Origin of the sequence: Lentzea sp. NPDC004782, from assembly GCF_040609115.1 — a bacterium.
In the GTDB taxonomy this organism is placed as follows: Bacteria; Actinomycetota; Actinomycetes; order Mycobacteriales; family Pseudonocardiaceae; genus Lentzea.
In genome coordinates, this window is sequence record NZ_JBEXJN010000026.1 from 1 (window position 1) to 21,461 (window position 21,461).

The following is a 21,461-nucleotide window of genomic DNA, read 5'->3' on the forward strand; positions in this document are numbered from 1 at the left end:
CCTTGTTCAGTTCGAGTTCTTGGCGGAACCCGAAGATGATCAAGCGGTGGCCGTGCCCATGTCAAAGCCCAGGCGCCTCCTGGTTAAAACACCAGATCCACCTGAGGTGGATGAATGAGCCCTTCATCGACGGCGAACGCGCACCGATTCGGCGCTCAGCCGCGGTTCCGCTCCCGCACCGCGTTGATCACGTCCGGGTCCCACCGGTGCGTGCGGATGAGGCGGTACCGCTCGGCCGCCACCCACATGTAGGCCTCGGTCTCGGTCCGATCGCCGATCATGTCGGCCTGCCGCAGCATGCCCACGACGGGCGTGTACTCGTCGGCGTACCAGCGGCGGGCGACCTCCGACCGGTCGAGGAACTGGCCCGTGTCCTGCATGAGCCGGAAGCCCCACGCTTCGACGTGCTCGCCGAGCTGGGCGTAGTCCCACGGGTCCGACAGGACCACGGCGGCACGGGCCTCGCCGGTCAACGGCACGCGCTCCAGGAACAGCCGCCGGTAGTCCTTCACGATCAGGTCGCCGCGGTAGCGGATGCCGGCGGCGTTCACCCGCGTGATCACCTGAGTCACGTACGCGTCGATCACCGACAGGCCCAGGGCGTGGGCGACGGACACCCGGTGGTGACCGTCGATGATGAAGTGCAGCTCGCCGATCCGGTACACCTCGATCGGCGGCACGTTCTCGCCTCGCCGGGCGGCCAGCGCGAGCCGTTGCCAGCGTTCGCGGACGCGGCCCGAGGTCGGGCGGAAGCGGCGGTCGAAGTCGCGGGTGCGGTCGACGCTGCCCACGATCGAGTCCAGCCGGATGGACTGCAGGCCGAGGCGCTTCTCGGACACCATGCCGAGCGCGTCGACGACCTCGTGGAACGGCAGCATGATGTTGACGTCGTCGGGCTCGCGGCGCAGCCAGGCCGCGAGGCGCGACATCACCTGGCGGCGGCGGGCGCGCAGGAAGTCGTTCTCGGCGTCGGCCACGGGAAAACCGGTGTCACGTCTCATCGCGAACCCCCGAGATGTCCAGGACCTTCTGCGGCACGACGTTGATCACGCGGGTGGCGCCCAGAACGCGGTCCGGGCGCGGCACGCCGTGCGGGTGGATGTGGCCGTGCAGCAGGAACGCCGGCCGCAGCCGCGAGACCAGCCCGCGCAAGCAGTCGAAACCGCGGTGCGGCGCATCCGGTTCGTCACCGCAGCCGAGAGGAGGCGAGTGGGTCAGCAGCACGTCCACGCCACGTCCGTCCCGCAGCCTGCGCCACCCGGCCAGCCGGGACACCCGGCGGGCGCGGCGGGCCTGCTGCCGTTCCGTCCACTGGTTCGGGCCCTTGTTGTACCGGATCGAACCACCGAGACCGGCGATCCGCAGGCCGGCGACGTCGACCACGCGTTCGTCCGCGTTCACCGCACCGGTTGGACCTGGCCAGCGGACCGGGACACCCGCCTTGGTCCACAGACCGCGCACGTTCGAGTAGCCGGAGAGGTCCACGTCGTGGTTGCCCGGGACGAACACCAGCGGCTTGTCCAGGGCGTTCGCGAGGAACTCCAGGTAGTCGAACGGCAGGTCACCCGCCGCCAGGATCAGGTCGACACCGTCGTGCTGGTGCACCTGGGAGGACCACAGTCCCTCCACGACCTCGTCCGCCACCGCGAGCACCCGAACCATTCGAGCAGCGTAATAAGCCTTCGCCGGGATGACGCGGGACAGCGCGCCCACTAGCGTCGACACCGTGCTTGCCGAGCTGTTCGCCGCGGACGCCGGGGCGCCCCGCGACCGCAGTCCGCTGACCACACGACTCATCGAGGACGCCGCGGAAGACCTCAGACGAGGCGGCGTCACCGCCAAGATCATGGCGGGCCCCCAGCGCGACCGGGACGGCACGATGCCCGGGCTGCGGTTCGCGGGCGCGGTGCACCGCCTCGTGCTCGAAGGGCGCGCTCCGGGCCTGGCGAAGCACTACCCGTCCGTCGGCGGGCAGCCGGACCTCGAGAAGCTGTGGGAGGACGCGCTGCCCGTCCTCACCGAGCACGCCGACCTGCTGAGGCAGCGGATCAGCGCCACGACCGTGCAGACCAACGAACCCGCCCGCAGCGCTCCCCTCTACGGCGGGCTGATGGTCGCCGCGCAGGAGGCAGCGATCGCCGCCGGGCGCTCGGTGCCGTTCAGCGTGCGGCTGCTGGAAGTGGGCGCGAGCGGCGGGCTCAACCTGCGGCCGCACCACGTCGGCTACCGGCTCGACGACGGCACCGTGCTCGGCGACCCGGACAGCCTGCTCGTCTTCGACCCCCGGTGGACCGGCAGGCCGCCCGCGGACCTCGGCCACCGCCTGCGCGTCGTCGGCAGGGCCGGCTGCGACCTCACCCCGGTCGACGTGTCCACAGAGGATGGACGGCTGCACCTCTGCTCGTTCGTCTGGGCGGACCAGGTCGAGCGGTTGAACCGTCTCAAGGACGCGCTGGACCTCGCCGCGACGGACCCGGTGAAGGTCGAGAGGTCGGCAGGGCCGGAATGGCTCGCGAAACAGCTCGCCCGCGCCGAACGCGACGTGCTGACCGTCGTGTGGCATTCCGTGGTGTGGCAGTACGTCTCACCCGCGGATCGGGCGATGGGACGAGCGGTGCTGGCCGACGCCGCCACCAAGGCGACGCCCACGACACCGTTGGCACTGCTGGTGTTCGAGTCGCGCCGTTCGGACGACGCGGCGGAGGGCTACCGGTTCGAACTGCTGCTCAAGCTCTGGCCGGCCGGGATCTCGCTGAACCTCGGGTACGGCAGCGGCCACGGCGCGCCGTTCACCTGGAACGTCACCCCGTGGGAGTGACCACCGCGTTCACGAGGTAGCGCCCGTCCCGTTCCTCGACGGGCAGCTTGAACTCCGAACGCGTGCCGTCGCGCGTGTACTGCACGACGACGTCGCCGTCGCGGAAGAAACCGTCCTCCACCCGAGCGGTCGCGAAGTGCTCGGTGGTCGACTTGGCGACGTCCTCGCCACCGACCGCCAGCAACGGCTGCAACTTGTGGAAGTCGTTCGTGCGCAACGCGTTCGTCACTTCGACAGCGAGCTCGTCCGGCGACTGGGCACCTGCGGCCGGCCAGTTCGCGATGGAGATGAAGACCATCGCGAGCCAGCCGACGACGAAGACCAAGATCCAGGGCCGCAGACTGTTCAGCCGGCGGTACACGTCAGGGCGTTCCGCTGATCAGGACGAACACGGTGGTGATCCAGCAGAGCAGGAACGCGAGCATCCAGAAACGGATGTTGGTCAGCAGTCTGGTCATGACAAAGCCCTTCTACAGAACAGAAAGCGAGCGAAACCGGGACCTACAGCCAGCGATTTCGGCGCAATATTCGGTAGAGCGTCAGGCAGGCGACGAGGACCAGGCTCATCACCAGGGGATAGCCGAACTTCCACTTCAGCTCTGGCATGTAGTCGAAGTTCATGCCGTAGACACCGACGACCATCGTGGGCACGGAGATGATCGCGACCCACGCGGTGATCTTGCGCATGTCGATGTTCTGCTGCAGCGTGATCTTCGCGAGCGTCGCGTCGACCAGCGTGGTCAGCAACTCGTCGAACGCGGTCACCCGCTCGGAGACCTCGGTGAGGTGGTCGTCGACGTCGCGGAAGAACGCCCGCACCTGCTCGGGGATGAGAGGCGTGTAGCCCTCGGCCAAGCGGCGCAACGGGTTCGCGAGCGGCATGACCGCGCGGCGCAGCTCCACCACCTCGCGCTTGAACATGTAGATCTGCTCGGCGCTCACCTCGGTGCGCGGCGCGAAGACCCGCTCCTCCATGCGGTCGATGTCGTCCTCGATGTGGTCGGTGACATCGAGGTAGTTGTCGACGACGTGGTCCGAGATGGCGTGCAGCACCGCGGAGGGGCCGATCTCCAGCCGCTCCGGGTCGTCCTCCATCTCGTGGCGCAGCTTGGACAGACCGGAGTGGTTGCCGTGCCGCACGGTGATGACGAAGTCCTTGCCCAGGAACACCATGATCTCGCCGGACTCGACGATCTCGTTGGCGGTGTCGGGGGACTCGTTGGTCACGTAGCGGACGGTCTTGAAGACCATGAAGAGCGTGTTGTCGTAGCGCTCCAGCTTCGGGCGCTGGTGCGCGTGCACCGCGTCCTCGACGGCGAGCTCGTGCAGCCCGAACGTCTCCGCGATGCCCTCGATCTGCTCGGCGTCGGGCTCGTGCAGGCCGATCCAGACGAAACCGTCCTTGCGCTTGCGCACTTCCTTGACGGCGTCGGTGTGCGTCCAGCGGCCTGGCAAACGCTTGCCGTCGACGTAGACCGCGCAATCGACCACGTAGTGCGACAACGGCACGGTGATGTGCGGCGCAGGGCGCTGCTGGGCGCCACGTCCGCGAATCGAGGGCAAGCTGGGCATGGTGAGTTCCTCCAGGGCCACACGTCGTTGCAGGTGAAAACACGACGGGCGTCCTGACCGGGGAAAACTCAGCTGACTAGAACGATCTAGCAGGCCACCTCGGTGAGGACGCGCTTGGTACTGGCAGGGTGGGGGTCCTTGCTCATTTAGGGGTCCTCACCTCCTCGGGGCGAAGTTCGCGGGTGGTGGAAATCCTCACACACCGGTTGCCGAGGGTACTCCCTCCGCGTAAAGACTGTCTCCCCACCTGAGTCAGATCTCGATCACACGTAGTTGGAGGCGCGGTGCAGTTCGGTCGGTACTACGAGGAGTTCGAGGTCGGAGCGGTCTACAAGCACTGGCCGGGCAAAACGGTCACCGAGTACGACGACCACCTGTTCTGCCTGCTCACCATGAACCACCACCCGCTCCACATGGACGTGAACTACGCGGAGAACACGACCGACTTCAAGAAGAACGTCGTGGTCGGCAACTACATCTACTCGTTGCTGCTGGGCATGTCCGTGCCCGACGTCTCCGGCAAGGCGATCGCCAACCTGGAGATCGAGTCGCTGCGGCACGTGAAGCCGACGTTCCACGGTGACACGATCTACGGCGAGACCGAGGTGCTCGACAAGACGCCGTCCAAGTCCAAGGACGACAGGGGCGTGGTCTACGTGGAGACTCGCGGTTACAAGCAGGACGGCACGGTCGTGTGCATCTTCCGCCGCAAGGTCATGGTGCCGAAGAGGTCCTACGGTGAAGCTCGTGGCGGCGAGCAGCCGGGGCGCCCCGAACCGAAGGAGTGAAGTGACTTCTCTGGATCTGGCACAGCAGCGTCTGCGCGAGTTCGCGGCAGAGGCGGCGGGCATCTCGCCGCTCTACGAGCACCTCGCGTCGCGTGCCGCGGAGGATCCGGAGGTCGCCGATCTGCTGACCGCCGCCAGCCCCGGGAGCAACGCCTCCGGCGAGCTCCTGCTGGCGGCGGCGCATCGGCTCGTGCAAGCCGAACCGTTCCACCAGCTCTCGAACTACTACCCGTCGCTCGGCGGGACCTACGGCGCGGACGAGAGCACCTGGCCGTTGTTCCGCGACTTCGTGCTGGAACGCGCCGAACGCGTGCGCGGGCTCGTCAGCTCGCAGGTGATCCAGACCAACGAGGTGCGCAGGGCCGCGCTGCTGTACCCGGCGGTGGCCGCGGCGGCGAAGCAGGCGGGCGGCCCGATCGGGCTCGTCGAGGCCGCCACGACCGCGGGCCTGCTGCTCGGGCTCGACCAGTACTCGTACCGCTACCAGACCGCGGAGGCCGGCCAGCTCGTCGCCGGGCCCGCCAAGGCCGCGCTGGGCCTGCACTGCGCGCTGGAGCTCGCACCGGGCGCGGTGCTGCCGAAGCTGCCCAAGACGGTCAAGGTGGCCGCGAAGGCGGGCATCGGCGTGGCACCCGTCGATCTGACCGATGAGGACGCTTACGCCTGGCTTGAGGCGTGCGTGTGGGCCGACCAGCCGGAGCGGCTGCGGCTGTTCGGGGTGGCGTGCACGGTGCTGCGGAAGAACCCTCCCCGGCTCGTGGCCGGTGACCCGGTCGCGGACCTCGCCAAGGCGGTCGAGGGGATCGACGCCCCGCTCGTGGTCATCTCGAGCGGTTCCGGCCTCGACCTCGTGCCCGCGTTGTCCTCTTTGGGCAGACCGGCGTGGTGGGCGGCCCATGAGGACGGCGAGCTGCGGCTTGTCCGTGTGAGTGACGCGGGCGTGGAGAAGACCACTCTGGCGACCACCGAGGCCCACGGGCAACGTCTCGTTTGGCGGTGAGCGCGGTCCCCGATCGCGTGAACCCTGATCAGGCCCTGGGCAGGCAGTTCCAGTCGGAAAGCGCTTCCAAAAGGCCGTCCGCGGTCGGAAGTGTGGCCAAGGTCGCACTGTCCGTCCACGAGGCATCCGATGCGTCGTCGCCCGCTCGGAGCACACCCGACGTGACCTGGCATTCGTAGTCGAAGATCAAATAAACCCCGTTCGGGGCCGGTCGCTCGACGCTGCCGACGAGACGGCCAACGGTGACGGAGAGTCCCGTTTCTTCGGCGACTTCCCTCGTCACGGCAGCCTCGTCCGTCTCGCCTGGTTCCACGCGTCCCCCTGGTATCGACCACATGCCTTCACCAGGCGGATTGGCGCGTCGCACGAGCAGTAGTCGCCCGTTCGAGTCATGTACGACCGCACCGACACAACGGATGGTGCGCTCACTGCTGACCGTCACGAACACGAAGCGTAGTCACCCCTCAACGGCGGTGCAGCGCACTACCCCGGCTGCGGTACAAATCTCCCAAGGCGCTGAATCGTGCTGTACAACGGTCACGAACGGCGCCAAACGGGTGCGGAACGCGGACGGGGTGGACACCGTGAACCTGAAGAAGATCCTCACTTTCGCCGGAATCGCCTTGCTGCTGTTCTTCCTCATCGCGGAGCCGCAGCAGGCCGCACAGCTGGTGACGAACATCCTCAACTCGCTGCGAACTGCGGCTGAGGCGCTGATCACCTTCGTGCGACAATTGTTCTAGTTCGCCCGGACTTTCCGGGAGAGCAGGGACAGGCACTGGCTGGTACCAGGAAGGGCTGGTAGCGCATGTTCGCACCACGTGATCCGGACGACTACCTGCTGTCGAGCGAGCGTCGGGTCATCCGGGTGCGCAGGCACTGGTCCTACCTGATCTGGGACGTCCTCGAAGCGGCTGCGCTGCTCGCCGGCTTCATGATGATCTCGTACCTGCTGCCGTCGAACGCGGGTGTGATCCAGAACGTGCTGTGGTACGGCGGGCTGCTCGTGCTGCTGCGGCTCGCCTACTTCATCATCGAGTGGTGGGTCGAGCGCATCGTCGTCACCGACAAGCGGTTCATGCTGACATCGGGCGTCTTCGAGACCAAGGTCGCGATGATGCCCATCAGCAAGGTCACCGACCTCACCTATGAGCGGACCGTGGGCGGGCGCATGCTCGGCTACGGCACGCTGATCGTGGAGTCGGCCGGTCAGATCCAGGCGCTGAACCGCCTGGAGTTCCTGCCGGACCCCGAAGAGGTGTACGACGCCATCTCGGAGCTGACCTTCGGCGACAAGAAGGCGCAGGCCGAGCGGTTCTCGATGATCAAGGCTCAGCGCGCCGCACGCGGCAAGAAGATGGTCCCGTAACACCGACCGTGCGGGGCGTCGTCCACACTGGACGACGTGGTCATCGATCTGCACACCCATTCGTCCGAGTCCGACGGCACCGACAGCCCTGCCGAACTGGTGAAGGCGGCCGCGCTGGCCGGACTCGACGCGGTGGCGATCACCGATCACGACACCGCGGCCGGTTGGGCCGAGGCGGCCGCCGCGCTGCCCGCGGGCCTGCGGCTGGTCCGCGGTGCCGAGCTGTCGTGCGCGTGCCCTGACGGCCGTGGCCGCACGATCACCGTTCATCTGCTGGCGTATCTCTACGACCCGACGCACGTGGCGTTGATGGCCGAGCAGTCCCGGCTGCGCCTGGAGCGGCGGCACCGGCTGCAGAAGATGGCCGAGATGATGCGGGCCGACGGCTTCCCGATCGACCCGGCCGACCTGATGGCGCGGCTGCCGTTCGACGCGCCGGCCGGTCGCCCGCACCTGGCGCAGGCGCTGATCCGGGCCGGGGTGGTCTCCTCGGTCGACGAGGCCTTCGCGACGTACCTGACGGGTGGCCGTTATTACGTGGGGCGGACCGACACGCCCGTCGAGCGCGCCATCGAGATGATCACCGAGGCCGGTGGCGTGACGGTGCTGGCGCATCCGTTCGCGGTGTCGCGCGGGCCGATCGTGACGCCGGACGTGGTGCGTTCGCTGGCCTCCGCCGGCCTGGCCGGGGTCGAGGTCGACCACCCGGACCACGATGCCGCGACGCGCCGGTCGTTGCGTTCGCTCGCCGACCAGCTGGGTCTGATCGTCACCGGGTCGAGTGACTACCACGGCACGAACAAGACGGTGCGGCTCGGCGCGGAGACGACGGCCCCGGAAATGCTGGATGCTCTGGCTTCGAGGGCGACGGGCGGCAAGATCCTCGTGGGATAGGGCGGTTTCTCGTGTTCAACCTGCGGCTCTTCATCGAGGCCACGATCACGCTGCTGGTGATCATGGATCCGCCCGGCACCGTGCCGGTGTTCCTGGGACTGGTCGGCCGCAAGTCGCGGGACGCGCGCAAGCGGGCGGCGCGGCAGGGCGTGCTGGTGTCGTTCCTGGTGATCACGCTGTTCGCGGTCGCGGGCAACTCGATCCTGGCGTACATGCACATCGGCATCCCCGCCCTGCAGGGCGCGGGCGGGTTGCTGCTGTTGCTGATCGCGCTGGACCTGCTGACCGGCAAGGGTGCCACCAACCACCCCGAGGTCGAGGACGTGAACATCGCGCTGGTGCCGCTGGGAACACCGCTGCTGGCCGGACCCGGTGCCATCGCCGCGACGATCGTGTTCGTGCGTCAGGCGGACGGGGCTGTCGGTTCGTACGTGGCGCTGGCCGCGGCGATCGTGGCCGTGCACCTGGTGCTGCTGGGGACGCTGCGGTCGGCCGGCCTGCTGATCAAGGTGTTCAAGGAGAGCGGGATCCTGCTGATGGCCAAGATCGCCGGCCTGCTGCTGGCCGCGATCGCCGTGCAGCTGGTCGCGTCCTCGGTGCAGGGCTTCATCTCTTCCGGCGTCTAACGCTCGATGTGCGCGCTGTCCCCGTCGATGATGATGGGCCGCTCGATCAGGCTGGGGTTCGCGACCATGTGCGCGATCCACTTGGCGCGGTCGTGTTCGAGGAGCTCGGGGTACGCGGGTTCCTTGGTGCGCGCGATCTCCCACGGCTGTTTGCCGAGGAGCTTGAGGACGTGGTCCAGCTCCTCTTCGGTGGGGGTGTCGTCGAGGTAGCGGCGTTCGGTGTACTCGGCGCCCTCGTCGTCGAGGCGTTGCTTGGCGGCGCGGCTCTTGGAGCAGCGCGGGTTGTGCCAGATCTCCATGCCGTTCATTTTCTGTCAGGGTGGCTGAGTAACTTGGTCGGGGTGGAACAACTCGGCTTCGACTTCGGTGTTCAGCCCCGGCGGCTGGTGCGCGTGACGCCCGCGAAGCTCGCGACGTGGACGGACTGCCCACGCCGTTTCCGGATGACGTACCTGGACCGCCCGACCCCACCCCGCGGCGGCGCCTGGGCGCACAACACGTTGGGCGCGGTGGTGCACAACGCCCTGAAGGCCCTGTTCGACCTGCCTGCCGACCGTCGCACCCCCGATCAGGCCGTGGCCTTGGTGAACCGGCAGTGGAAGTCCGAGGGCTTCCGCGACGTCGACCAGGCCGCCGAGTACCGCGCGCGTGCGGGCCGCTGGGTGCACGACTACGTGGCGTCGCTCGACGTGGACTTCGAACCGCTCGGGGTGGAGCGCTGGGTGTCGTCGCCGACCGAGCGGATCGTGGCCGAGGGCCGCGTCGACCGCATCGACTACCGCGACGGCGAACTGGTGATCGTCGACTACAAGACCGGCCGTCACGTCCTGACCTCCGACGACGCACGGGGCTCGCAGGCGTTGGCCCTGTACGCGCTGGCGGCCCGCCGCACCCTGCGCAAACCGTGCCGCCGGGTGGAGCTGCACCACCTGCCGTCCGGGTCGGTGGCGGTGTGGGAGCACACGGAGGAGTCGCTGGCCCGGCACGTCCGGCGGGCCGAGGAGGCGGCCGACGAGATCGACCTGGCCACGGAGACGTTGAAGGCCGGTGGGGATCAGGAGGTGTTGTTCCCGCCGGTCACCGGGCGGCAGTGTCAGTGGTGCGATTTCCGGCGCAGCTGTCCCGAGGGGCAGGCGGCGGCTCCCGAGATCGAGCCCTGGTCGCTGTTGGCGCCGTGACCGGCGGGGCCTGCGGACCCTGAGGGCACCCGCATCGGCCGCCCCGTAGGGTGGCGGGAGTGGACGTGGAAGCAGCAAAGCGGCCGTCGCGGACCTACGGAATCCTGCGCGCCGTGAGCGGTGTGCTCGCGGTGGGCGTGGTGCTGCTCGCGCTCGGCAACATCGGCGTCCAGTTCTACGCGAACTCGCGTGACCTGCCTGGACCTGGGACGTTGTCGGTCGTGGCGCACGTTGTGGCGGCGTTGCTCGTCATCGCCGGGCAGATCGTGGCCGACCGGTACGCGGACTGGAAGGCGCCGGTCGCGTCGCTCGCGGTGCTGGCGGTGACCGGGGCGACGCTGTGGACTTTCTGGTGGGCTTAGCCGCTCCTGCGTCGCCTCGGGTGCTCGATGAAGGGCGCCTTCCTCCACCTGGAGTGGATGAAAGAGCCCTTCATAAAGATCAACCAGCACGGATTCGAGTCGGCCTCGACCACACGTTTGAGGTGCGCGTCCGCGTTGCGACATGCGCCGGGCCGTGCGTCAGTTCGCGATCAAGAGCCGCTGGTCGGCAGCTTCCCGACCAACTGGCCACCAGCGCGACCTTCGCGAGCCTCGTCGATCGCGCACCCGGAGCCGCTTGAGTTCCTGGCATTGGACCCCCAGGTGGAGCAAGGAGCCCTTCATCGACGGCGAGCGCGCAGGCGGCTCAGGCGGTTGCCGCGTCGTTGCGGATCAGGCCGTTGCGCAGCGCCGCCATCAGGGCCTGGGCCCGGTTCGAGGCGCCGAGCTTCTCGTAGAGGCGTGAGACGTAGGTCTTGGCCGTCGACGGCGACACGTACAGGGTGCGGGCGATCGCCGGGATCGACACGCCGTCCTGCAGCAGGGCCAGCACCTCGCGTTCGCGTGGCGACAGGGCGAGGCGGGCGGTGGTGGACTGGCGGCGGGCCATCGCCATGGCCAGGCCCGCCGCGGTGAACGACGAGGCGGCCACGGCTGCGTGGCGGATGGCGCAGAGGATCTCTTCCACCGGGGCCGTCTTGCCGACGAAGGCCGAGGCGCCGGTTTCCAGGGCGCGGAACAGCACGTCGTCCTCGCCTTGGGCGGTCAGGACGACGATGCCCAGTGACGGGTGGCGGTCGCGCAGGTCGCGGGCCAGGCGGAGGCCGTCGGCGTCGGGGAGGCCGACAGCCACGGTGACGACGTCCGGGGCGGCCGCGGCGATGACGGCCGGGGCTTCGGCTGCCGTGCTCGCCTCCGCCACCACCTCCAGATCGGGGTGCGCGGCGGCGAGCGTCGTCAGGCCGTAACGGGTGAGCGTGTGTCCGTCCACGACAACGACTCTGATCGCCATGAGCTGACCCCTCTCGGGTGAAGGTTCAACTCGCATGTCGTTCGATCCGTCTCGAATGGTTACACCGAAGGGACCAATAGAGCATTTGGTCCCGTGCGGCCAGGGCCTGTCAGAGGTGCATGAGGACGCGGGCGATGCTGATCGCGCCGGGGCCGATGATGACCACGAACATCGCCGGGAACAGGCACACGATCAGCGGGAACAGGATTTTGACCGGCACCTTCTGGGCCTGTTCCTCCGCGCGCTGGCGGCGGCGGATGCGCATTTCGCGGGCCTGCTCGCGCAGCACGGACGCGATGGGCACGCCAAGTTCACCCGCTTGGGCGAGGGCCGAGACGAACGCGCGGAGCTCGGCGACCGTCGTGCGTTCGGTGAGGGATCGCAGGGCCTCGCTGCGGGACTTGCCGATCTGCATCTCCTGCAGGACGCGGGCGCACTCCTGGGCCAGCGGGCCCGTGGTGTTGCGGGCGACCTGGGCCAGCGAGGCGTCGAAGCCCAGGCCGGCCTCGACGCAGACGGTCAGCATGTCGAGGGCGTCGGGCAGCGCCCGGCGGATCTTCTCCTGGCGCTTCTGGCCCGCGTTCACCAGCAGCAGGTCGGGCAGGAAGAAGCCGGACACCGCGCCCGCGGCGAGGCCCAGCACCAGCCAGCCAGGTGACCGGAAGGTCAGCAGAGCCGCCAGGCCCGCACCGAGGAACAGGCCCAGGCCCTTGGCGGCGAGGACTCGGTCGGTGGTCCAGGACGGCGGGTTGCCCGCCAGGTCGAGGCGGCGCTGCAGCCGGACGGCCACGCCCGCGGGAGACAGCCGCAGGGCGATGGACCGCAGCCAGCTCGGCGACGCGCCCACCTCCTGCTTCGAGACGACCGCGGCCGAGTAGCTGGTCTCGATCAGGGCCAGCGAACCGGCGGCGGTGACCGGTGGCTTGAGCACGAGCGCGACGACGCCCAGTGCCAGCGCGAGCAGAAGGCAGCCGAGACCGACGACGAGCACCATGTCACACCTCCACGCGCACGAGCTTGCGCATCCACAACGAGCCGAGCACGACCAGCACAGCCGCGGCCGAGAGCATCACGAGACCGATCAACGTGCTGTAGAGCGGCCGCATGTAGTCCGCGCGGAACCAGAACAGGAAGCCCGCCAGGAAGACCGGCAGACCGACCAGGACGTAGGCGGACAGACGACCCTCTGCCGACAGTGCACGGACGTGCCTGCGTGTTTGCGAACGGTCGCGCATGGTGGCGACGGTGTTCAACAGGACTTCGGCGAGGTTGCCGCCCACTTGGCGTTGGATGCGCACGGCCATCACGACCCACGCCAGGTCCGCGCTCTGCATCCGCGACGCCACTCGCTCCAGGGCGTCCTCCAGCTCGGCACCGATGCGGGTGGCGGCCAGCGCGCGGGAGAACTCGCCCGCGGTGGGCTGGGTGTCGTCCCGCACCACGGCGTCGATCGACTGGGGCAGCGAGAAGCCCGAGCGCAGCGAGCTCGCGATCAGCTGCAGCACGTCGGGGAGCTGGTCGGCGAACGCCGCACGGCGCTTCGACCTCCGCATCCGGACGTACAGCGCGGTCACGAGCCAGCCGCAGAGCGCGCCCAGCGGAATGCCGATCCACCACGTCGTCACCAGCGTGAGCAGCGCGGCGAGCACCACCGACGCGCAGATCCGCAGCAACGTCCACTCCGCCGGGCTCGCCTTGATCCCCGCCAGGTCTAGCCGGTCGGCGAGCCGGGCGGCGGTGACGTCGCTCATCACCCGGCTGGTCCACACGACGGCGGTCTGCGCGGCCTGACTCTCCTCCTGCGCCACGGGCTCCTGCGTGCCGTAGTGCTCAAGGTGCCGTTCGAGCTTGCGGCCCACGCCGGACCGGCGTGGCGTCAGCAGCACCATCACGGCCAGGAACACCACCAGGAACGTGCCGGCGATCAGCACCCCGGCCTGCCAGTTGTGGCCGGGAGCCACGACCGGAGGAGCGACGGCGACCGGTGCGGGAGCGGCCACCGACACCGGCGGAGGAGTCGTGACCGCGGACGAAGGCGCTGCCAGCGCGGCGAAAGCGGCGGCCAGTGCGCCCGCGTCGGAGGCGGTCAGCAGCCGTCCACCGGCCGCCGCGGCGATCCGGCGCAGGGCCTCGTCGCTGTACTGGAAGCCGATCACGTCGGTCGGCACCCCGGCGGAGGCGATGGCGCCGACAGCCGCGTCCAAAGTGGACTTGCTGACCGTGTCCTCGCCGTCCGAGATGATGACCATCCGCCGTTCGGAAAAGCCCTGCAGCGCCGACAGTCCCACGGGCACGGCGTCGAACAACGACGTGTCTCCCTTGGCCTGCAACCGGTCCAGCGCACCCACCAGGGCACGTCGGTCCGCGGTCGGTGCCACGACCAGCGACGGTTTCGACGAGAACTCCACCAGGCCGACCTGCACGTCCTCGGGCAGCGAACCCACGTAGGTCGCGATCGCCTGCCGGGCGAGGACGATCCGGTCCGGCGCCATGGACCCGCTGGTGTCGAGCAGCACCACCACCCCGCGAGATGGTGCGGCAAAAGCAGAAGCAAAGCCGAAAGCGCTGAACAGGAACGTCAGCAGGGCGCCGATCACGACGCCCACGAGCACTCTGGTCATCGCACACCACCCACGAACAGGTGCGGCGGAACGTCGATGCCGCGGTCCTTCAGGCGCTCGACGAAGTGCGGCCGCAACCCGGTCGACTGCAACGAGCCGCGGTAGAAACCCCGATCGTCGACGCCCGCGTGGAAGTCGAACTGGAAGATGTCCTGCAACGTCACGACCTCTCCCTCCATCCCGATGACCTCGGTGATGTGGGTGATCCGCCGTGTGCCGTCCTTGAGCCGCGACTGGTGCACGATCAGGTCGATCGCGGACGCCATCTGCTCGCGGATCGCCCGCGCCGGCAGGTCCACGCCCGCCATCAGCACCATGGTCTCCAGCCTCGCCAGCGAGTCGCGCGGCGAGTTCGAGTGGACGGTCGTGATCGAGCCGTCGTGGCCGGTGTTCATGGCCTGCAACATGTCCAGCGCGGCACCGTCGCGGACCTCGCCGACGATGATCCGGTCCGGCCGCATGCGCAGCGCGTTGCGAACGAGGTCCCGCACGGCCACCTCACCGCGCGACTCCACGTTCGGCGGCCTGGCTTCCAGGCGCAGCACGTGGTCCTGCCGCAGCTGCAGCTCGGCGGCGTCCTCGATGGTGACGATGCGCTCGTCGGCCGGCACGAACGACGACAGCACGTTCAGCGACGTCGTCTTGCCGGAGCCGGTGCCGCCACCGATCAGGATGTTCATCCGCCCGTGCACGCAACACTGCAGCAGGTACGCGGTCGCGGGCGTCAGCGTGCCGAACCCGACGAGATCGTCGACGGTGTACGGGTCGGTGGCGAACTTGCGGATCGTCAGCACCGAACCGTCCAGCGCGATCGGCGGCACGACGGCGTTCACGCGGCTGCCGTCGGGCAGCCGGGCGTCGACCATGGGCGAGGCCTCGTCGACGCGCCGGCCGACCTTGGCGACGATCTTGTCGATCGTCCGGCGCAGGTGCGACTCGTCGGCGAACGCCACCGGAACCGGCTCCAACCGGCCCGAGCGTTCGACGTAGACCTGGTCGTGGCCGTTGACCATGATCTCGGAGATGCTCGGGTCCCGCAGGTAGGGCTCCAGCGGTCCGTGACCGAGGATCTCGTCGAGGACCTCGGACGCGATGCGGGCGCGGTCGGCGTTGGTCAGCGGCGTCTCGTCGCGTTCCAGCACGGCCTGCAACGTCTGGCGCACACGGGTTTCGAGCTCGCGCTGGTCGAGGTGCGCGTCGTAGAGCTTGGGGCCCAGCACCTCCAGCAGCCCCGCGTGCACGCTGCGCTTGACCTCGGCGAACGGGTCGGCCGCACGGGCGTGCCTGCGCAGCTGCGGAGCCGGCGAGGCGGACTCCCGCTGCGCGGCGATGCGGTTGGCCAGGCTCATCGGAACCACCTCTTCGACTTCGCGGCGACGACCGCGGGCTCGGCCAGGACGTGTTCACGGGCGAACCGGGTGATGGCCTCGCTCACCGGGTGCTTCGGCAGGTCGAGGACGATCGGGTTGCCCTTGTTGACCGAGATCGGCACGTCCCGGCTGGACGGCACGTGCGCGCGGATGTCGCTGCGCACCACGCGTTCGATGTCGTCCATCGTCAGGCCGACCTTGGCGTCGGACCGGTTCAGCACGACCGACCGGATGTCGTGCGCGTAGGACAACAGGTCCAGCATGTCGAGCGTCACCCGCAGGTTCTTCAACGCGGGCACGTCCGGTGTGGTCAGCAGGACGTGGTGGTGCGAGGCGTCCATCGCGGCCAGCACGTGCTCGGTGAACGCCGAAGGCGTGTCGACCACGACGAAGTCGAACATCGTCGGCAACACCTCCAGCAGCTCACCGACCAGCGCGGCCGGAATCCGTTCCGCATCACCGGGTTCGACCGGTGCGAGCAACGCGCTGAGGCCGGGGCGGCACGCCGTGAGCAGCGAGGACGCGCCCGCGACGTCGACGTGGCCGAGCATCCCGAGCCCGTGCACGATCGTGCGGACGGGCTCCGCGCGCAGGCAGATGCCGACGTCGCCGAACGCGAGGTCGAGGTCCACCAGGCAGACCGACCGCTCGCCACCGGCGGCGAGGACCGCGGCGAGGTTCACCGCGAGCGTCGTCTTGCCGCACCCGCCCTTGGCCGCGAACACGGTGAGCACCTGGCCCTGCCTGCGTTCGTCGGCTCGGGGCTGCGGCACGCCCGTCACCTGGGCGGACAGTGCGCGTGACCGCGTGCAGGCGTCGACCAGGGCGGCGAGGTCGTCCCGCGCGACGACCTCCCGCACACCGGCGCGCAGCGCCCTGGTCAGCACCGCGATGTCGAGCGCGTCGCGGACCAGCACCACACCGACCGCGGGTCGTTCGATCCGCAGGGCCGCGGTGAACGCGAGGGCCCGGTCGAGGTCGATCGCCGAGCCGACGACGACCAGCGTCTCGTTCGGGTCGGAGGCGAGCAGCCTGCTGGTCTCGTCCAGTGTCCGGGCGGCGCGGACGTCACCGCCGAGCGCGGGGGAGAGCTGGCCGGCGCGGTGGGCCGGCTCGCAGAGGATCGTCATGGCACGCCTCAGTTTCCGAACAGGGAGCGGTTGTCGACGCCGTTGCCCGGCGCGACCTCGGACTTGCCGCCGAGCAGCGCGAAGTAGAGCGTTCCGGTCTGCTGGCCGTGGATGAGCTTCTCGGCGTCCGCCTGCCTCACCGCGACCGTGACGATGGCCTTGCCGACGTCGCCGTCCTCCGCGGCCTTCTTCTCGTCGACGACGGACAGGACCTCGAGCCCGGTCAGCAGCAGGCGGGTGGACTGGTTGCGTTCGTACTGCTTGGAAAGACCGTCACCGGACGGGGTGTTTCCCTTGCCGTCCATCACGGTGAAGGTGTCGAAGACCGCGACCTTCGAGCCCTTCTGGATGAGGCCGCCCGCTCGTTGCCACGCCTCTGTCGGCACGGTCACCGCGATCATCCCGTCCGGGATCGAGATGCCCTTGGCGAGCGAGGCCGCCTCGGTGAACAGCGACTTGGTGACCAGCTGGCCCTCGGCGATCTCGGACGACGTCACGAGGCTGACCACCGAGGAATCCACAGAGGACATGGCGTTCTCCGGAACGCTGCTCTTGGGCATCTGCTCCTGTTTCACGAGGTCCGCCAACGATCCGGCGCTCGTGCCGGCGGGGATGCGCTCCTTCGCGACGAGCACGGTCACGGCCTGCTGGCCCGCGATGGCCCGCGAGTCGGCGCTGCGGACGTAGAGGAACACCCCGGCGCTGCCGCAGACGGCCAGCACCACCGCCAGGATGATGATGAATGCGCGGTTCTTCATGACGACTCCTGGAATCTCAGCCGGTGAGCTGGACGATGCGGACACCGAGATCGGGACCGCCGATCGTGCCGGTGGCGGGGATGAGGCCCTGGACGAAGTAGCCGCCGATCCACTTGTCCGAGTCCGTGGGCGAGTTCTTGCACGTGGTCTTCACCAGCCAGTCGTCCTGCTTGCTGCCGGACAGGCAGTAACCGGTGATCACGAAGCCGGCGAAGCCCGAGAGCGAGTAGGTGCCGCCGGTGCCGGTGCCGCTCACCTTCGTGTAGATGGGCAGCCACACGGGCTGACGGGACGACCAGGCGGCGGCGAGCGCGGTCTTGCAGTCCTTGCCCGGTGAGGTACCCGTGTCCGAGCTGTAGGTGTTGTTGTTGATCAGCACCGAGCAGTCGTGGTCGGCGTCGTCGACCCAGCCGAACTCACCGGGACCGTCGGCGCCCGAGGGCCCGCCCGGGCACCCCGTGCCGCTGGTCGTGTGCAGCTTGAGCACCTGATGCACGGACGGCGGTGGCGTGGCGGGCGGTGTCGGGCCGTACACCGTGCCGCCGGCGGTCGCCGTCGACCACTCGCACCACGAGATCGTGAGGGCGATCGTGGTCGCGGTCTTCGGCGGCCCCCAGGTGGCACGGGCGCAGGCGTGCACGCGAGACCCCGCGTAGGAACCGTTGCCCGCCAACGTCCTCGCGAACGCCGGTGGCAGCAGCGTGCCGCCGCCGGAAGTCTGCGTCGAGGTGTGCACGTCCACGTACTTGGTACCGGACGACGGCTTGGCCGGGCAGTCGATCATCGTGCCGGAGGAGGAACCGCACGACGAGAGCACGCCGTTGCCGTCGAACCCGCACACCTTGTCCACAGTGGACACGCCATCCCGGGCGTTGTGGTTGGCGAAGTAGTTCGCCTTGTTGACCAGGCAGGTCGAGGCACCTTTGGCGCAACCCTGGGCGACGGCGAGCGCGCCCGCGTCGGCACCGTTCTGCAGCTCGGCGCGCTCCTCGTAGAGGAAGCCGGTGTCGATGACGATCGCGCCCATGCCGAGCAGCACCCCGAACCCGAGCAGGATGCTGATCAGCACACCGATCGCGCCGCGATCACTGCTCTTCAGCTTTCGCACAGCATGACCCCCGTGGCGCTCAACGTGATCGGTGAACCGAAGCTGCCACCGCCGAACATCCCGGCGAACCCTCCGACCGGTGTGATGAAGTCGAACGTGTAGCTGGCCTTCAGCTCGCCGTTCTTGGTCCCGGCCGAACCGGCGGGACAGCTGGAGACGACCGTGGCGCTGACGTTCTTCAGCCCGGTGGCGGCGCTCACCGCGCGGCCGGTGGGGTCGGACTTGTTCAGCGCGACGACGCGGACGCCTTCGCGGGCCGCCTGGCTGAGGGTGATCTTGGCGTTCACCGCGCGCCCGAAGTCGATCAGTCCCATCACCAGGAACAGCACGACGGGCATCAGCAGAGCGACTTCGACAGCGGTCGCGCCGCGATCGCGAGCCTTGTTCTTCATGACCGCTCCGAAGAAGTTGCGCGGCCGGCGGAGGGATCGCCGGCCGCGCGGGAACAGGAGACTTCAGACATTCACGAGGTTGGCGATGAACTCGAACATCTGGTTCATGTTCACGCCGACGGCAGTGATGGCCACCATCGCGGCGACCACGATCAACGCCAGCATCAGGCCGTACTCGACGGCGGTGGCGCCGCGGTCCACTTCGTGCTGACGTCTCGGCATCAGAGCTGGCCGGCGATGTTGTTGAAGAGAGCCAGCAGGTTCTGGCCCAGCAGGGTGACACCGGCGATGATCACGATCGCGATGAGGGCGACCATCAGGCCGTACTCGACGGCGGTGGCACCGCGGTCGTCGCCGCTCTTCACACTGCGAGTGAGGAACGTCTGGACGTAGCTGAGAAACGTGAGCATGGCGGTCTCCTGAGAGATCGGGATCCGATTCGGGACGTCGCAACTCTGCGTGACGGCGACAGGGGTTCGGTATCGGACGAAGAGCTGTAACGAAGGTGCACTTCGGGGGACATGTCGGTCGATCGGGGGACACGGTGTCGGCCCGTCGGCCGGACTTGGTGTCGTGACGTTCCGTTGACATCGCTGGCGACCTACCGTCGGCCGCATGACTCTTCTCTGGGCCGCGGGCGGTGCTGTCGGCGGACTCGCGTCCGGTTTCGCGCTGCGCGACCTGGTCAACCGGTTCACGCGCGCGGGCATCGCGCTGCCGCTGGTGTCGGCCGCCGTGCTGGCCGTGCTCGCGATCAGGTTCGCCGGCTCGGTGGAGGTCCTCGCGTTCGCCTGTCTGGGCGCGGTCGGGGTCGCACTCGCGTTCGTCGACACGGCGGTGCGCCGGCTGCCGGACGTGCTGACGCTGCCCGCGTACCCCGCGGTGCTGATCCTGCTGACCGTGGCCGCGTTGACCGGCGGCACGATCGGCGCGCTCGGCAGGGCCGTGCTGGGTGGGCTCACGCTCGCGTTCGTGTACCGGGTGCTCGAGTTCCTGAACCCCGCCGGGATGGGCTACGGCGACGTGAAGCTGTCCGGGGTGGTCGGCATGGCACTGGCGTGGCTCGGCTGGCCGGTGCTCCTGCTCGGTGCCGCGCTCGCGTTCGTCCTGTCGGCTGTGGTGTCGCTGGTCCTGTTGCTCCTGCGGAAGGTCACGCTCAAGAGCACGCTGCCGTTCGGGCCGTTCATGTTGCTCGGAGCGTTCACCGCGGTGCTGCTGAGCTGATCTGAATTCGCACTTCCGCTGCGACGTCGAAGACCCCTGCAGTGCACTCGATCCGTCTGGGGAGGCGGGTCCGAAGGCTGGGGGAGCCTCGATGGCGGTGGGGGAAGTCGTTGGCGCGCACCGGGAATCGGTGGCGTTGCCGATGCCGGGCTCGTTCGTGGTCGCCGCGTTCGCCGCGGCCGTCGTCGCACAGGGCGGGTACTACCTGCCGGGCCGGGTCATGTCCGGGCTGCTGGTCGTGGTGGATGAAGGGCGCCTTCATCCACCCCAGGTTCAGGAAGGGTCCCTTCATCGACAACGCTCGTTGCGTGGGCACGCTCTCATCGGGCATATCGGGCGGGCTGGACGACTTTGTCGGGCCCTGCACCTCACCGGACGGGCACGGCTTCCGGTTATCGCGTCACGAAGTGAGCCACGCCCGCCACGTCGGCAGCAGCGTGGCGATGAGCTCGTGAGGTGCCTCGGTGTTCGGCGAGTGCATCACGCCGGGCAGCACCGCGAAGTCGGCGTCCAGCCGCTCGGCCATGTCGCGCTGGGCGGCTGGGCTCCACGCGTCGTCCGCGTCACCGCACACCACCAGCGCCGGCGTGCCCGACGACCGCAGCGCGCGGGCCAGCTTCGCCACCTGGTCCGGTTCGTAGCGCAGGCCGTTGCCCATGCCGAGCAACGCGGCGGCCGGCGACTTGAGGAACCGGTTGCGGTAGAAGTCCTTCAGCTCCTGCGGCAGCGCGGCCCACGCCGGGTTCTGCGCCGACCGCAGCTCGTTCAGCTTCTGGGTGCCCTCGACGCCCTGCTCGGCCAGCACGTGCTCGCCGACCTCCAGCACCGTGCGGCGTTCACCGGCGGGCAACTCGGACGGGCCGGACGACATCAGCGTCAGCCCCGCGATCGGGGCACCCGCGAACACCGCCGCCCGCGCCACCAGACCGCCGTAGGAGTGGCCCAGCAGCAGCACCTTCCGGCCGTCCGCGGCGATCTTCCCGATCAGCTCGGCGAGCACCGACCCCAGCGGACCCGGCCGGTACAACGCCTCGTCGTCCGGGCCCGGCGAGTCCTGCTGGCCGGGCAGGTCGATCGTGAGCACCTCGAACCCCGCGTCCGCGATCGGGTCGATCATCGGCGCGAAGTCCTCTTTGGAACCCGTGTAGCCGGGCACGAGCAACGCCGTCGTGCGCAACGCGTCGTCGCCCACCGCGGGCGCGCGCAGCGCCGCGATCACGCCGTAGCGGCCGGGGAGGTCGACGCGTTGTGCCCGGTGCGGGCTGATCTGCGAGTACACGA

27 protein-coding genes are annotated in these 21,461 nt (G+C 69.0%); 10 read left to right on the forward strand and 17 right to left on the reverse strand.

The genetic code is table 11. From position 1 onward, the window contains the following. Positions 1-155 precede the first annotated feature (155 nt). Both ABZV40_RS23905 and ABZV40_RS23910 read right to left on the reverse strand, forming a co-directional pair. On the reverse strand, positions 156-1,001 hold the full coding sequence (locus ABZV40_RS23905) for a chromosome partitioning protein ParB (RefSeq protein WP_355445430.1): 846 nt from the start codon (positions 999-1,001) through the stop codon (positions 156-158). After that, positions 991-1,662: a metallophosphoesterase gene (locus ABZV40_RS23910; RefSeq protein WP_355445433.1), complete on the reverse strand. Its 672-nt coding sequence runs from the start codon at positions 1,660-1,662 to the stop codon at positions 991-993. The genes ABZV40_RS23905 and ABZV40_RS23910 overlap by 11 nt, the downstream gene beginning before the upstream one ends. 64 nt (positions 1,663-1,726) lie before the next feature. On the opposite strand from ABZV40_RS23910, the gene ABZV40_RS23915 reads away from it, so the two are divergent. Then, positions 1,727-2,818 carry a DUF2332 domain-containing protein gene (locus ABZV40_RS23915; protein WP_355445436.1) on the forward strand — a complete coding sequence of 364 codons (1,092 nt, stop codon included), beginning with the start codon at positions 1,727-1,729 and terminating at the stop codon, positions 2,816-2,818. Here the strand turns inward: ABZV40_RS23915 and ABZV40_RS23920 are convergent. After that, positions 2,802-3,179, reverse strand: coding sequence for a hypothetical protein (locus ABZV40_RS23920; protein ID WP_355445439.1), 378 nt, complete (start codon positions 3,177-3,179; stop codon positions 2,802-2,804). The two genes, ABZV40_RS23915 and ABZV40_RS23920, sit on opposite strands and share 17 nt — an antisense overlap. Positions 3,180-3,319: 140 nt before the next feature. After that, positions 3,320-4,390 (reverse strand): magnesium/cobalt transporter CorA, encoded by a 1,071-nt coding sequence (corA, locus tag ABZV40_RS23925; protein ID WP_355445442.1) that lies wholly within the window; start codon positions 4,388-4,390, stop codon positions 3,320-3,322. Between the two features lie 284 nt (positions 4,391-4,674). Here corA and ABZV40_RS23930 point away from each other — a divergent pair, with 284 nt between their 5' ends. Both ABZV40_RS23930 and ABZV40_RS23935 read left to right on the forward strand, forming a co-directional pair. Then, entirely contained in the window at positions 4,675-5,178 is a 504-nt protein-coding gene (locus ABZV40_RS23930) for a MaoC family dehydratase (RefSeq protein WP_355445445.1), read from the forward strand. Position 5,179: 1 nt separating this feature from the next. Continuing rightward, positions 5,180-6,178 carry a DUF2332 domain-containing protein gene (locus tag ABZV40_RS23935; RefSeq protein ID WP_355445448.1) on the forward strand — a complete coding sequence of 333 codons (999 nt, stop codon included), beginning with the start codon at positions 5,180-5,182 and terminating at the stop codon, positions 6,176-6,178. A 28-nt stretch (positions 6,179-6,206) separates the two neighbouring features. Here the strand turns inward: ABZV40_RS23935 and ABZV40_RS23940 are convergent, their stop codons facing one another. Beyond that, positions 6,207-6,620 (reverse strand): NUDIX hydrolase, encoded by a 414-nt coding sequence (locus ABZV40_RS23940; RefSeq protein ID WP_355445451.1) that lies wholly within the window; start codon positions 6,618-6,620, stop codon positions 6,207-6,209. Positions 6,621-6,762: 142 nt separating this feature from the next. On the opposite strand from ABZV40_RS23940, the gene ABZV40_RS23945 reads away from it, so the two are divergent. From ABZV40_RS23945 to ABZV40_RS23960, 4 genes are all read left to right on the forward strand, one after another. After that, positions 6,763-6,921, forward strand: a complete 159-nt coding sequence (locus tag ABZV40_RS23945; protein ID WP_167971300.1) for a hypothetical protein — start codon at positions 6,763-6,765, stop codon at positions 6,919-6,921. A 65-nt stretch (positions 6,922-6,986) separates the two neighbouring features. Further along, positions 6,987-7,547, forward strand: a complete 561-nt coding sequence (locus tag ABZV40_RS23950; protein ID WP_045314770.1) for a PH domain-containing protein — start codon at positions 6,987-6,989, stop codon at positions 7,545-7,547. Positions 7,548-7,574: 27 nt separating this feature from the next. After that, a complete protein-coding gene (locus tag ABZV40_RS23955) occupies positions 7,575-8,441 on the forward strand; it encodes a PHP domain-containing protein (RefSeq protein WP_355445764.1) in 867 nt (288 codons plus the stop codon). 11 nt (positions 8,442-8,452) lie between these two features. After that, positions 8,453-9,067 (forward strand): MarC family protein, encoded by a 615-nt coding sequence (locus ABZV40_RS23960; RefSeq protein WP_355445456.1) that lies wholly within the window; start codon positions 8,453-8,455, stop codon positions 9,065-9,067. Here ABZV40_RS23960 and ABZV40_RS23965 read toward each other — a convergent pair. Beyond that, positions 9,064-9,366 carry an ArsC/Spx/MgsR family protein gene (locus ABZV40_RS23965; protein ID WP_355445459.1) on the reverse strand — a complete coding sequence of 101 codons (303 nt, stop codon included), beginning with the start codon at positions 9,364-9,366 and terminating at the stop codon, positions 9,064-9,066. The genes ABZV40_RS23960 and ABZV40_RS23965 overlap by 4 nt on opposite strands. Before the next feature lie 42 nt (positions 9,367-9,408). On the opposite strand from ABZV40_RS23965, the gene ABZV40_RS23970 reads away from it, so the two are divergent. Together ABZV40_RS23970 and ABZV40_RS23975 are read left to right on the forward strand one after the other, a co-directional pair. After that, the gene (locus tag ABZV40_RS23970; protein ID WP_355445462.1) at positions 9,409-10,245 is read left to right on the forward strand and encodes a PD-(D/E)XK nuclease family protein; all 837 of its coding nucleotides are present in this window, start codon (positions 9,409-9,411) and stop codon (positions 10,243-10,245) included. Positions 10,246-10,310: 65 nt separating this feature from the next. Then, on the forward strand, positions 10,311-10,607 hold the full coding sequence (locus tag ABZV40_RS23975) for a hypothetical protein (RefSeq protein ID WP_355445465.1): 297 nt from the start codon (positions 10,311-10,313) through the stop codon (positions 10,605-10,607). A 325-nt stretch (positions 10,608-10,932) separates the two neighbouring features. Here ABZV40_RS23975 and ABZV40_RS23980 read toward each other — a convergent pair whose 3' ends face one another. The 10 genes from ABZV40_RS23980 to ABZV40_RS24025 all read right to left on the reverse strand — a co-directional run bounded on the left by ABZV40_RS23980 (position 10,933) and on the right by ABZV40_RS24025 (position 19,366). Continuing rightward, a complete protein-coding gene (locus ABZV40_RS23980; RefSeq protein ID WP_355445468.1) occupies positions 10,933-11,577 on the reverse strand; it encodes a response regulator transcription factor in 645 nt (214 codons plus the stop codon). A gap of 109 nt (positions 11,578-11,686) precedes the next feature. Next, positions 11,687-12,571: a type II secretion system F family protein gene (locus ABZV40_RS23985; protein ID WP_355445471.1), complete on the reverse strand. Its 885-nt coding sequence runs from the start codon at positions 12,569-12,571 to the stop codon at positions 11,687-11,689. A 1-nt stretch (position 12,572) separates the two neighbouring features. After that, complete coding sequence (locus ABZV40_RS23990; RefSeq protein ID WP_355445474.1) at positions 12,573-14,198, reverse strand: VWA domain-containing protein; 1,626 nt, start codon at positions 14,196-14,198, stop codon at positions 12,573-12,575. Further along, complete coding sequence (locus ABZV40_RS23995; protein WP_355445477.1) at positions 14,195-15,547, reverse strand: CpaF family protein; 1,353 nt, start codon at positions 15,545-15,547, stop codon at positions 14,195-14,197. Before ABZV40_RS23995 ends, ABZV40_RS23990 begins: the two co-directional genes overlap by 4 nt. Continuing rightward, complete coding sequence (locus tag ABZV40_RS24000; protein ID WP_355445479.1) at positions 15,544-16,698, reverse strand: AAA family ATPase; 1,155 nt, start codon at positions 16,696-16,698, stop codon at positions 15,544-15,546. The genes ABZV40_RS23995 and ABZV40_RS24000 overlap by 4 nt, the downstream gene beginning before the upstream one ends. Positions 16,699-16,706: 8 nt before the next feature. Beyond that, complete coding sequence (gene cpaB, locus ABZV40_RS24005; RefSeq protein ID WP_355445482.1) at positions 16,707-17,456, reverse strand: Flp pilus assembly protein CpaB; 750 nt, start codon at positions 17,454-17,456, stop codon at positions 16,707-16,709. 16 nt (positions 17,457-17,472) lie between these two features. Further along, complete coding sequence (locus ABZV40_RS24010; RefSeq protein WP_355445485.1) at positions 17,473-18,564, reverse strand: TadE/TadG family type IV pilus assembly protein; 1,092 nt, start codon at positions 18,562-18,564, stop codon at positions 17,473-17,475. Beyond that, complete coding sequence (locus ABZV40_RS24015) at positions 18,552-18,956, reverse strand: TadE/TadG family type IV pilus assembly protein (protein WP_355445487.1); 405 nt, start codon at positions 18,954-18,956, stop codon at positions 18,552-18,554. Before ABZV40_RS24015 ends, ABZV40_RS24010 begins: the two co-directional genes overlap by 13 nt. Positions 18,957-19,019: 63 nt before the next feature. Beyond that, complete coding sequence (locus ABZV40_RS24020) at positions 19,020-19,178, reverse strand: Flp family type IVb pilin (RefSeq protein WP_355445490.1); 159 nt, start codon at positions 19,176-19,178, stop codon at positions 19,020-19,022. Further along, entirely contained in the window at positions 19,178-19,366 is a 189-nt protein-coding gene (locus tag ABZV40_RS24025; protein ID WP_355445493.1) for a Flp family type IVb pilin, read from the reverse strand. The genes ABZV40_RS24020 and ABZV40_RS24025 overlap by 1 nt, the downstream gene beginning before the upstream one ends. A 205-nt stretch (positions 19,367-19,571) precedes the next feature. On the opposite strand from ABZV40_RS24025, the gene ABZV40_RS24030 reads away from it, so the two are divergent. After that, positions 19,572-20,180 carry an A24 family peptidase gene (locus ABZV40_RS24030; protein ID WP_355445495.1) on the forward strand — a complete coding sequence of 203 codons (609 nt, stop codon included), beginning with the start codon at positions 19,572-19,574 and terminating at the stop codon, positions 20,178-20,180. Between the two features lie 400 nt (positions 20,181-20,580). On the opposite strand, the gene ABZV40_RS24035 is transcribed toward ABZV40_RS24030, so the two are convergent. Beyond that, positions 20,581-21,459 (reverse strand): alpha/beta hydrolase, encoded by an 879-nt coding sequence (locus ABZV40_RS24035; RefSeq protein ID WP_355445498.1) that lies wholly within the window; start codon positions 21,457-21,459, stop codon positions 20,581-20,583. Between the last annotated feature and the right edge of the window lie 2 nt (positions 21,460-21,461).